A 9,943-nucleotide genomic window follows, 5' to 3' on the forward strand; every position below is an offset into this window, starting at 1 on the left:
AGCGCAAGGCGAATTTGGCTCCTCGGATCTGGGCTTGCGCCGACGGGTTGAGCGACGCAATCGGCAGGCGGAAACGAGAAAGGCCGGGCTCCTGGAGCCCGGCCTTTCTCGTTTCCAATCAGTGCGTTCGTCGTGTCCGGTTCGCGCCTCAGGCGGTGCGGTCGACGGGCCGCTCGGTCTGGACCTTGGCCGCCGCGGCTTCCGCGTAGGCACGGCTCTTGAGGACCGCCGGATCAGGCAACTGGACGACGACGTTCCCGTAGCTCGAATCGATGACTTGGTAGACGATGCTTTTCGTGTCGGCGTCGACGGTCACCCGACGCTCGGTCTTCCCGGCCGGCGGTGTCTCGACCGGCTTCGGATTCTGGACAGCTGCGGAAGACCGGCCGTCGACGCGGATGTCGAGGCGGACCGCGGGATCGAGCGGAGGGCTGGGTGCCGCCCGCGGATCGTTCGCCGCCACCGCCGGAGCGGGGGAGGGCGGCGGAGTGGAGGCTATCGGACTCGGGCCGGATACGCGCATGCCACGCTCCTCATCACATTGCTGATGAGGTTCAGCAAAGGTCCGCCGCGTGAAGGAGACCTTAAGACTTGCGTCCCCTGCACCGTTGCCGTCCGCCAGGTTGAACGGACCGGCAACGATGTCGGAAGACTTTTAACGAACGGTCGAAGTGGACCGTTCGCCCATACTGCTACTCGGCGGCGTCGACGTAGAGCTTGCCGCCCTCGGCCAGGAACTCGCGGGACTTCTCCGCCATCCCGGCCTCGCGCTCGGCGCTCGTCAGGATCGGTGCGGTGTTCAGCACCTCGCCCGCAGCCTCCATCGCCAGCACCTCGGCGCGCAGGTCCTGCGTGATCTTCATCGAGCAGAACTTCGGCCCGCACATCGAGCAGAAATGCGCGACCTTGTGGGCGTCCTTGGGCAGGGTCTCGTCGTGGTAGGCGCGGGCCGTGTCCGGGTCGAGGCCCAGGTTGAACTGGTCCTCCCAGCGGAAGTCGAAGCGCGCCTTCGACAAGGCGTCGTCGCGCAGCTGCGCCGCCGGGTGGCCCTTGGCGAGGTCCGCGGCATGCGCGGCGATCTTGTAGGTGATCACCCCGGTCTTCACGTCGTCGCGGTTCGGCAGGCCGAGGTGCTCCTTCGGCGTGACGTAGCAGAGCATCGCGCAGCCGAACCAGCCGATCATCGCCGCGCCGATGCCGGAGGTGATGTGATCGTAGCCCGGCGCGATGTCGGTGGTCAGCGGACCGAGGGTGTAGAACGGCGCCTCGCCGCACTCGGCGAGCTGCTTCTCCATGTTGACCTTGACCTTGTGCATCGGCACATGCCCTGGTCCTTCGATCATGGTCTGGCAGCCCTTGTTCCAGGTGATCTTGGTGAGCTCGCCCAGGGTCTCGAGCTCGGCGAACTGCGCCGCGTCGTTGGCGTCGGCGATCGAGCCGGGCCGCAGGCCGTCGCCCAGCGAGAACGAGACGTCGTAGGCGCGGCAGATGTCGCAGATCTCCTCGAAGCGCTCGTAGAGGAACGATTCGCGGTGCCCGGCCAGGCACCAGCGCGCCATGATCGAGCCGCCGCGCGAGACGATGCCGGTGACGCGCCGCGCGGTGAGCGGCACGTGGGCGAGGCGCACGCCCGCGTGAATGGTGAAGTAGTCGATGCCCTGCTCGGCCTGCTCGATGAGCGTGTCCTTGAACACCTCCCAGTCGAGCTTGAGCGGGTCGCCGCCGACCTTCTCCAGCGCCTGGTAGATCGGCACCGTGCCGATCGGGACCGGCGAGTTGCGGATGATCCACGAGCGGATGTTGTGGATGTTGCGGCCGGTCGAGAGGTCCATGACCGTGTCGGCGCCCCAGCGGATCGACCAGACCAGCTTCTCGACCTCTTCCGCCGCCGAGGAGGTCACGGCCGAGTTGCCGATGTTGGCGTTGATCTTCACCAGGAAGTTCCGGCCGATCGCCATCGGCTCCAGCTCGGTGTGGTTGATGTTGGCCGGGATGATCGCCCGGCCGCGCGCGACCTCGTCCCGCACGAATTCGGGGGTGATGAACGGCGGCACCGAGGCGCCGAAGCTCTCGCCGTCGGCGAGCGCGGCATGCGCCCGATCCAGCATCTGCTCGCGGCAGAGGTTCTCGCGGTGGGCGACGTAGATCATCTCCTCGGTGACGATCCCGGCGCGGGCGAACTCGTACTGGGTCACCATCTGGCCGGGCTCCGCCTTGCGGATGGTCCGCTCGGCGGGGCAAGGGGCCACGAGCTTGTCGGCGGGCACGAAGCCGTTGTCCTCGGGCTTGACGACGCGCGGCTGCACGGCGGCGTAGCCGCGCTTGGCGATCCAGGCGTCGCGCACCGGCGGCAGGCCCTTGGCGAGATCGATGCGGGCGTCGGTCTCGGTGTAGGGGCCGGACGGGTCGTAGACCCGCACCGCCGGCTCGTTCGGGTCGGTGAGCACGATCTCGCGGAACGGCACCCGGATGTCCTCCCGGCCGGCCACGCTCGCGTAGACCTTGTGCGAACCGGTGACCGGACCCGTGGTCACGGTCTCGGGGCTACCTTTGACGTCTTTGGACAGGACGGGCGCATTCATCGTCGGATCTCCCGGCATTGGGGCGATGCGGCGCGCCGCGACGGAGATGCGATGAAGCGGCGGGCGCCGGATGAGGCGCCGCAGGTTCCCGTCCCTCCGCCGGTACGAGCCGGATCAGGTTCAAGGGTCAGGACGTCGCGTCCACTCTCAGCCCCCGGTCGTGGGGCCCCCCTCGGAATGGTTCGAATCTCCGCGGGCCGCCGGACTTTGTCAATGCGCCGGCCGGATCAGGCGGAAACGGACGGATGCCGACGTCGTCTCGGATCGGTGTAGGGTCCCGCGGAAAACGCGACGGAGCCCCATGCGAATCCTGCTCGTCCTGGCGGCCGCCGCGCTCGGCCTGTTCGCGTTGCTGCTCGGGGCGCTCGGCCTGTTCCAGCGCAGCCTGATTTATCCCGGCGCCTTCATCGCCGGCCCGCGGGCGCGGCTGCCTGTGCCGCCGGGCACGCAAGCCCTGTCCCTGCTCACCGCCGACGACGAGCGCCTGCACGCCCTGTGGCGCGCGCCGCGGCCGGGATGCGGCGTCGTGGTCAGCTTCCACGGCAACGGCTCGCGGCCCGAGCCGGCCGCGGCGCGGTTCTCCGCCCCTCCTTGGTCCACCGCCGGCTGGGGCGTGCTGGCGATCTCTTATCGCGGGTATCCGGGTTCGACCGGCGCGCCGAGCGAGGACGGGCTGATCGCCGACGGGCTCGCGGCGGTGGCCGAAGCCGTACGGCGCGCGCCCGGCGCCCCGATCCTGCTGCACGGCCATTCCCTCGGTGCGGCGGTCGCGGTCGCGGTGGCCGAGCGGGTGCCGCATCTCGGGCTCTACCTGGAGGCGCCCTTCGATTCGCTGCCCGGCATCGTCCGCCTCGCCTTCCCCTACGCGCCGACCTTCCTCCTCCGCGATACCTGGCGCTCCGACGCGCGCATCGCCCGGGCCGGCGGCCCGGTGCTGATCGTCCACGGCACCGAGGACGGCGTCGTCCCGGTGAAGCTCGGGCGCCGGCTTGCGACGGCGGCGGGGGAGGGCGCGCGCTTCGAGTCTGTGGCGGGCGACCACGTCTCGGTGCTCGGTACCCGAGACCGGCTGGCCGAGACGATGTTCGGCGATTCCCTTCGCGCAGCATGCCCGACGCCCGCCGCAGCGACGCCGTGACGCCGCGCCCCGAATTTGCGCCGATCCCATATTCCGGAGGGCGCGGATGTGGAGGGAGACGGGGCTTTGGGGCGACGCGAACGGCGCTGGCGCGAGGATGAACCGGACGTCTGGGCCCGCAGCCCTGAACCGGTGATCTGCCCGCTCTGCGAGCGGCCGATCCCGCCGCGCGCCCGGTCGAGCCTGCACCACCTCGTGCCGAAGCTGAAGGGAGGCACCCACGGCATCACGGTCCGGCTGCATCAGGTTTGCCACTCGGCGATCCATGCCCGCCACAGCGAAGCCGAACTCGCACGCCGGCTCGCCGACGTGGCCGCGCTGCGGGCCGAACCGGAGATCGCCCGCTTCATCGCCTGGGTGCGGACCAAGCCCGATGACTTCCACGCCGCCACGCGGATGACGCGCGACCGCCGCGCGGCCAAGCGCAAGAACTGACGACAGCAAGAGCTGACCACAGCAAGAGCTGACCAGCGCCGGAGCTGGTCCCGCCCCGCAGGCGCCCTCGGTTTACCCCTCGTTCGCCATGTTGCGCGATGGAGCAGGCCGGCTCAGGCGGCCTTTACGGGTCTCGCTTCAGGGTTGCGTCCGCGCAACGTTCGGGAGGCGGCGATGTTTGGGGAGGCGGGCGCGGCTGTGCCGGCGGAGGCGCTGCGTCTCGCCTGGGTCGACGTCGCCAAGGGCATCTGCATCCTCCTCGTGGTGATGATGCATTCCACCCTGGGGACCGGGGCGGCGATGGAGGGCGAGGGGTTCCTCCACACGGTGGTGACTTTCGCCAAGCCGTTCCGCATCCCTGACTTCTTCCTGCTGTCGGGCCTGTTCCTCGGACGGGTGATCGATCGCCCGTGGCGCCTGTTCGCCGACCGGCGCGTGGTGCACTTCGCGTATTTCTACGGGCTCTGGGTCGTGATCCAGTCGCTGGCGAAATACCCGGCGATCGTCGGCGAGGCCGGCCCCGGCGCCTTCGCCACCCACCTCCTGAACGCACTGGTCGAGCCGTACTCGACCCTATGGTTCATCTACCTGCTCGCGGTGTTCTCGGTCGCGACCAAGATGCTGCGTCGCGTGCCGCCCGCGGTGCTGCTGGCCGGCGCCGCGCTGCTGCAGGTCGCGCCCATCGCCACCCCATCCTACCTCGCGGAGGAGTTCTGCGCCCGCTACGTCTACTTCCTGGCCGGATACGTCTTCGCCGATCGCATCTTCGCCCTGGCCGACCGGGCGGCGGCGGCCCCGCGCATCGCCTGCACGTTCCTGCTGCTCTGGGCGGGCATCGAGGCGTGGCTCGCCTTCACGCCGTCGAGCCTTCCCGGCTACCCGACCCTGGCCAGTCTGCCGGTGGTCGCCCTGATCCTCGGCGGAGCCGGCGCCCTCGCCATCGTCGCGGGCGCGGCGCTCCTGACGGTGGCCGGCGGGCCGGTCGCCACTTCCTTGCGCGCCTGCGGACGGCGCTCGATCGTGATCTATCTGGCGTTCTTCCTGCCGATGGCCGCGACGCGGACGCTGCTGGTCAAGGCCGGGCTGATCACCGACGTCGGGCTCGCCAGCCTGACAGTGATGGCGGTCGCCGTGATCGTGCCGCTGGCGCTGGAGCGTGCGGTGCGCGGCACCGTGCTTCGCGTCCTGTTCGTCCGTCCGAAGGCGTTCCACATCGCGACCGCAGCGAACTCGCAGGCGCCGGCGCTTCAGGCGGCCTGATCTGCCCCGTCCGAGGCCATCGCAGTGTCCTCAGGCCTCAGCCTTCGAAATGCACCCCCAGGCGGCGGCCCTCGCGCCGCACGACGCGGCAGCGCCGCGGCGGCTCGTAGGCGGTCACCTGCAGCGTGAACCGGTCCGGCACGACGACCTCGGGCGCAAGCTCGAGCTGGGCGCCGGTCGCCGACACGTCCCAGACGAGACATTCCTGCGCGCCCGCGCCGCCCTCGGCGACCAAGCTCGCGACCTGGAAGGCATCCTTGCGCGGGGTGTTGCGTCGATTGTCGCTCATGGCATCACCCGAGGATTGGAGGCGGAGCGCATCATGCACGCCGAGGCTTAGCAAATGCCCCAAGCGGCCGAGCGCAGACCGTCGGCGCGCCACCGCGGATCCCGGGAGAATCCTGCCGGCCCAAACCCAAGTGCCTGATCCTCAACGACTTCTGAAAATCGGCGGTTAACATCCCTTAAACCCGCCGCATTTACCGTGCGGAACCGGGCCTCCGACGATCGCCGCGCGCAGCCTTCGCGTCGCGCGTGCCCACGGGGCCTCAGGACAGACGGGACGCATGGCGAACGGACGCGGACGGGACGGCCGGGGCGAACCGAACTTCGACGTGCCCGAAGGGCGCGGCGCAGGTCGTGGCGGCGCGGACCTGCGCCTGTCGCGGGACGATCGCCCGGGAGGCGGCGTGGCGAGCAGAGTTCGGGACGGCGAGGACAAGGGCAGCCGCCGGGCGAAGCCCGCAGCAAAAAGCGGCGCGCGCCGCAGCGGGGGCAAGAAAGTACGCAGGCGATCCCTGCTCGGGCGCCTCGTCTACGCCGGGTGGGTGCTCGGCCTGTGGGCGGTGGTCGGCATCGCCGGCCTCATCGCCTACCACGCCTCGCAGCTGCCGCCGATCGACCAGCTCGCGGTGCCCAAGCGCCCGCCGAACATCGCCATCCTGGCATCCGACGGCTCGCTGCTCGCCAACCGCGGCGAGACCGGCGGTCGCGTCGTCGGCATCAAGGAGCTGCCGACCTACCTTCCGCGCGCCTTCGTGGCGATCGAGGACAGGCGCTTCTATAGTCATTTCGGCGTCGATCCGGTCGGCATCCTGCGCGCCATCGGCCAGAACCTGACGCGCCGCGGCGTCGCCCAGGGCGGCTCGACGCTGACGCAGCAGCTCGCCAAGAACCTGTTCCTCACCCCCGAGCGCTCGGCCTCGCGAAAGATCCAGGAGGCGATCCTCGCCCTCTGGCTGGAGCACAAGTACACCAAGGACGAGCTGCTCGAGCTCTATCTGAACCGGGTCTATTTCGGAGCCGGCGCCTACGGCGTCGAGGCGGCGGCGCAGCGCTACTTCGGCAAGCCGGCCAAGAACGTCAGCGTCGCGGAAGCCGCGATGCTCGGCGGCCTCGTCCAGGCCCCCTCGCGGCTGGCGCCGAACCGCAACCTGCCGGCAGCCCAGGCGCGCGCCGCCCAGGTCGTCGCGGCGATGCAGGAGCTCGGCTTCATCACCGCCCAGGACGCCAAGGTCGCGCTCGCCCAGCCGGCGCGCCCGGCGAGCAGCCGCGGCGGCGGCTCGGCGAACTACGTCGCCGACCTGGTGATGGACGTGCTCGACGACTTCGTCGGCACGATCGAGGGCGACATCGTCGTCCAGACCACGATCGACACCACCCTGCAGGCGACCGCCGAGAAGGCGCTCGTCGACGAGCTCAACGCCAAGGGCGGGCGCTACAACGTCGGCCAGGGCGCACTCGTCTCGATGCGGCCGGACGGCGCGATCCGCGCGCTGATCGGCGGGCGCGACTACGCGCAGAGCCAGTTCAATCGCGCCACCACGGCCAAGCGCCAGCCGGGCTCCTCGTTCAAGCCGTTCGTCTACCTCGCCGCAGTCGAGCGCGGGGCGACGCCGGACACGGTCAAGGAGGACGCGCCGATCAAGATCGGCAATTGGCAGCCCGAGAACTATTCGCACCAGTACGAGGGACCGGTCACCCTGCGCACCGCGCTCGCCCTGTCGCTCAACACGGTCGCCGTGCGCCTCGGCCAGGAGGTCGGAGCCAAGGCGGTGGTGCAGACGGCGCAGCGGCTCGGCATCACCTCGCCGCTGCAGGCCAACGGCTCGATCGCGCTCGGCACCTCGGAGGTGACGCCGCTGGAGATGGTCGGGGCCTACGGCGCCTTCGCCAACGGCGGCACGGGGGTGATCCCCTACGTCGTCGCCGGGGTGAAGGGCGTCGACGGCAAGGTCCTGTACAAGCGCGGCGAAGGCGGCCTCGGCCGCGTCATCGATCCGAACGCCGTCGGCATGATGAACGCGATGATGCACGAGACCTTCGTGATCGGCACCGCCAAGAAGGGCGACATCCCCGGCTGGGATCTGGCCGGCAAGACCGGCACCAGCCAGGATTTCCGCGACGCCTGGTTCATCGGCTATTCCGGCAGCCTGGTCACCGGGATCTGGCTCGGCAACGACGACGGCGAGCCGACCAAGAAGGCGTCCGGCGGCAACCTGCCGGTGGAGATCTGGAAGACCTACATGAGCGTCGCCCTGAAGGGTCAGACGCCGGTGCCGCTGCCCGGCCTCAACCGGTGGCGCAAGGCGCCCGAGACGACGGCCTCGGTGGCGAGCGCGCCGAACCCGGGCAACATTCTCGGGCAGATCTTCGGCGAGCCGCCCGCACCCGCCCCGGCACCCCGGGCCACAGCCGCGCGGCGTCCGGCGGCCCGCGACGCGGACGACCGGAACTTCATCGAGAAGCTGTTCGGCCTCGGCGATTGATCGTCGGTGTAGGCCTCGGAAAGGCCTCGCCGGCATCGCTTGCAACGTCAGAGGGGTGCACCGGACTTGCGATTGACGAAGCGTTCAGCATGTTGATCAGTCTTTCTACTACAGATTGGGCGCGTTAGGCTAAAATACTCCTCTCGCTTGCATCATCGTCGTGAGGCTTCGAGTTTGGGTCCGCGGTCGATGTCTGCCAAAGCGATGTTTGCCAGCAAGGCGAAGTTTTCCAGGTCGGTGCTCGCCGACCTGGCGTCCGCCGCGACGGCGCCCCTGCGGAAGGACCGTGCCTCCCTGTTGATCGCCCGGTTCGGCATCGGCGTCACCGCCTGCCTCGCGATCCTCGGCGCCTACCTGATCTACGACCTGCGCGACGGCGCGTGGCGGCGCGCCGAGACGAACGCACAGAACCTGCTCGGCATGATCGAGGAGGCCGTGTCCCGCAACGTCGTGATGTACGACCTGTCGCTCCAGGCCGCCGCCGTCCGCGCCACCCAGCCGAACCTGATCGAGCTGCCGCCCAACCTGCGGCGCGAGGTGCTGTTCGACAACGCCGCCTCGGCGGCGGGCCTCGGCGTCATCGCCCTGGTCGATTCCTCCGGCCAGGTCCAGATCACCTCGGACCCGGAGACCACGAGCCGCCACTCGGTCGCCGACCTGCCCGAATTCCAGCGCCTCAAGGCCGACCCGCAGGCCGGGCTGGTGGTCACCGGCCCGCGGACGTCGCGCATCTCGGGCCGGTCGATCATGGGCCTGAGCCGGCCGATCGTGAAGGCGGACGGCACGTTCGGGGGGATGGTGAGTGGGGCGATCCACCTGTCGTACTTCCAGTCGCAGTTCGCACGGCTGCGGGTCGATCCCGGCGCCCACATCAACGTCTTCCACCAGGACGGGACGCTGATGCTGCGGCATCCCTACGGGGCAGGCTACGTCGGGCGCAACGTCGCGGACGGGCCGGTCTTCCTGCGGCACCGGGAGGCGCGGCGCGGGATGTTCGTCGGCACCTCCACGCTCGACGGCAAGGACCGCCTCTACGCCTTCGCCAACCTCGAAGGCCTGCCGCTCGTCGTCAACGTCTCGACCGGCGTCGACAGCATCCGCGCCGTCTGGCTTTCGAAGGCGCTCTGGATCGCGGCGCTGATCCTGGGCCTGATCTGCGTCACCCTCGGCTCGATGCTGGTGCTCCACCGGGAGATGACCCAGCGCACGGTGGCGGAGGATTCTGCGCGCACCGCCAACGCCGAGCTGTCGCGCCTCGCGCTCACCGACAGCCTCACCGGCCTGCCCAACCGCCGCCGCTACGACGCGGCCCTCGACGAGGCCTGGCAGCGCGCCGTGCGCCATCGCGAGCCGATCGCGCTGCTGCTGCTCGATGCGGACCACTTCAAGCGGTTCAACGACCATTTCGGCCATCACCGCGGCGACGCGGTCCTCCAGGCCCTGGCCGCGTGCGTGCTGCAGCGCCTGGCCGGCCTCGACGCGGTCGCCTGCCGGATCGGCGGCGAGGAGTTCGCGGTGATCCTGTCCGGCTTGCCCGACGACGCGGTGCGCGCGCTCGCCGACCGCATCCGCCGCGCGGTGGTCGGGCTCCAGATCGCGCACGCCACCGATGTCGGCGGCGTCGCCACGATCAGCGTCGGCCTCGCCTGCCGGGTGCCGGGACCGGGCGACGACGCGGCGGCCATGTTCGCCGACGCAGACGCCGCGCTCTACGCGGCCAAGCGCGCCGGCCGCAACCGCGTCCGCGCGGCGGCCCACGC

The 9,943-nt window shown here is 70.2% G+C and carries 8 protein-coding genes and 1 riboswitch; of the genes, 5 read left to right on the forward strand and 3 right to left on the reverse strand.

What is annotated here, in order from left to right:
• Nucleotides 1-148 precede the first annotated feature (148 nt).
• Both FV229_RS08880 and thiC read right to left on the reverse strand, forming a co-directional pair.
• On the reverse strand, nt 149-523 hold the full coding sequence (locus tag FV229_RS08880; RefSeq protein ID WP_147751611.1) for a hypothetical protein: 375 nt from the start codon (nt 521-523) through the stop codon (nt 149-151).
• 169 nt (nt 524-692) lie between these two features.
• Nucleotides 693-2,582 (reverse strand): phosphomethylpyrimidine synthase ThiC, encoded by a 1,890-nt coding sequence (thiC, locus tag FV229_RS08885; protein WP_147751612.1) that lies wholly within the window; start codon nt 2,580-2,582, stop codon nt 693-695.
• A gap of 74 nt (nt 2,583-2,656) precedes the next feature.
• Nucleotides 2,657-2,765: riboswitch (TPP riboswitch) on the reverse strand.
• Nucleotides 2,766-2,883: 118 nt separating this feature from the next.
• Between thiC and FV229_RS08890 the strand changes: the two genes are divergently transcribed.
• From FV229_RS08890 to FV229_RS08900, 3 genes are all read left to right on the forward strand, one after another.
• Complete coding sequence (locus FV229_RS08890; protein WP_147751613.1) at nt 2,884-3,720, forward strand: alpha/beta hydrolase; 837 nt, start codon at nt 2,884-2,886, stop codon at nt 3,718-3,720.
• Between the two features lie 66 nt (nt 3,721-3,786).
• Nucleotides 3,787-4,155, forward strand: coding sequence for an HNH endonuclease (locus FV229_RS08895; RefSeq protein ID WP_147751614.1), 369 nt, complete (start codon nt 3,787-3,789; stop codon nt 4,153-4,155).
• Between the two features lie 174 nt (nt 4,156-4,329).
• Nucleotides 4,330-5,415, forward strand: a complete 1,086-nt coding sequence (locus FV229_RS08900; RefSeq protein WP_147751615.1) for an acyltransferase family protein — start codon at nt 4,330-4,332, stop codon at nt 5,413-5,415.
• A gap of 37 nt (nt 5,416-5,452) precedes the next feature.
• On the opposite strand, the gene FV229_RS08905 is transcribed toward FV229_RS08900, so the two are convergent.
• Complete coding sequence (locus FV229_RS08905; protein ID WP_147751616.1) at nt 5,453-5,704, reverse strand: PilZ domain-containing protein; 252 nt, start codon at nt 5,702-5,704, stop codon at nt 5,453-5,455.
• 277 nt (nt 5,705-5,981) lie between these two features.
• On the opposite strand from FV229_RS08905, the gene FV229_RS08910 reads away from it, so the two are divergent.
• Together FV229_RS08910 and FV229_RS08915 are read left to right on the forward strand one after the other, a co-directional pair.
• On the forward strand, nt 5,982-8,183 hold the full coding sequence (locus FV229_RS08910; protein WP_147751617.1) for a transglycosylase domain-containing protein: 2,202 nt from the start codon (nt 5,982-5,984) through the stop codon (nt 8,181-8,183).
• A 189-nt stretch (nt 8,184-8,372) separates the two neighbouring features.
• On the forward strand, nt 8,373-9,943 hold a 1,571-nt coding region (locus FV229_RS08915), incomplete at its 3' end, for a diguanylate cyclase (protein ID WP_246688111.1).

The organism is Methylobacterium sp. WL120 (assembly GCF_008039465.1).
Classification (GTDB): domain Bacteria; phylum Pseudomonadota; class Alphaproteobacteria; order Rhizobiales; family Beijerinckiaceae; genus Methylobacterium; species Methylobacterium cerastii.